Source organism: Bartonella sp. CL25QHWL, from assembly GCF_042195335.1.
In the GTDB taxonomy this organism is placed as follows: Bacteria; Pseudomonadota; Alphaproteobacteria; order Rhizobiales; family Rhizobiaceae; genus Bartonella.
In genome coordinates, this window is record NZ_JBHIOE010000025.1 from 1 (window position 1) to 1,087 (window position 1,087).

Here is a 1,087-nt window from a genome sequence, read left to right on the forward strand (position 1 = left end):
TGCACCTTAATGCGTTGCAAACCATCAAAGCTTGTGTAAGTACAATTGCCCTTTTTGCCACGCCGCTCCACACCATATTCTTGCGCAAGCAAGCTATCAAAATCACTCAAATCCGCAATCGTATGGTTGTTAAAACGTGCAATCCTTGCCGATAATTCTTTCGCAAAACCCATAATTTTGCGCACCGTTTCATCCTCTAACAAATCCGCAGGGCGGATCAGGTTTACCGGCACCAAAGCCCCTTTCGCATCCTTCATATAACGCGTACCTTCAAGTTCAATTTGTGGATTCATCACCAACTTCCTCCTTATGTTTTTTGAAACCGACGAAATGGCACAACATCCCCTGAAGAAGGCGCACATCCCGCTTTCAATTGCCAACGACACCGCATAAGCTCATGACCTAAAACGTGGTTATAGCCTGCCAAACGACGCAAATACTCATTCAATTCTCGAACATCTTGTCCATGCAAAAAAATCCCATCCATTTCATGTTTTAACAAGGCAGAGCGCAAAGCAATCAAGCTATCTCTTACCATATAGGGGTTGCGTTCCATCATTTGCTTCCTCCAAAATCCATATAAATCACACGATTGCTCTCATCCGCATCAGAGCCTTCACACTCAGCCAAAACTTCTGAAACTTGGCCTTCCAAAACCGCATCCGCTTCCCCCAAACGGTGAACACTCAACTCCAATTCAAGCAATAACGCCAAATCAACACACAATTTAAGCTGTTCTCCAATATCAAAACCGCATTGATAATCGTCATAAAGACCAACAAGCGTATCGGATAATTCTTTGTCGCATAAAGAGATCATGCCAATTCCTCCACGTCACGGTTTTTCCATGCCGCTTTGACATGTTTCAGGGTCACCTCACACCCATCTCCAAGCGCTGCCATGCGTGCCAACATCATGGTTTTGTCAATTTGCCGCAAAGCACCAGCTTTCAAACCAATTCCCGTCAAAAACTTTATCGCACCAACATCTTCAATCCCCCAATCATGAATGCGCGCTGCAATATCCTCACTATAGGGCTTGCGCCGTTTCAAATGCATCGCCAATCGGCTTTTAATTTGCGCATAAG

The 1,087-nt window shown here is 44.8% G+C and carries 3 protein-coding genes and 1 pseudogene; all 4 read right to left on the reverse strand.

What is annotated here, in order from left to right:
• Nucleotides 1-293: DUF3164 family protein (locus ACFILY_RS08680; protein ID WP_375673322.1), on the reverse strand; the 293-nt coding region annotated here is incomplete at its 3' end.
• A 14-nt stretch (nucleotides 294-307) separates the two neighbouring features.
• Nucleotides 308-559 (reverse strand): hypothetical protein, encoded by a 252-nt coding sequence (locus ACFILY_RS08685; RefSeq protein ID WP_273790126.1) that lies wholly within the window; start codon nucleotides 557-559, stop codon nucleotides 308-310.
• A complete protein-coding gene (locus ACFILY_RS08690) occupies nucleotides 556-819 on the reverse strand; it encodes a hypothetical protein (RefSeq protein ID WP_273790127.1) in 264 nt (87 codons plus the stop codon). Before ACFILY_RS08690 ends, ACFILY_RS08685 begins: the two co-directional genes overlap by 4 nt.
• Nucleotides 816-1,087: pseudogene (locus tag ACFILY_RS08695) on the reverse strand (DNA transposition protein); the annotation flags it as partial. The gene ACFILY_RS08690 and the pseudogene ACFILY_RS08695, both read right to left, overlap by 4 nt.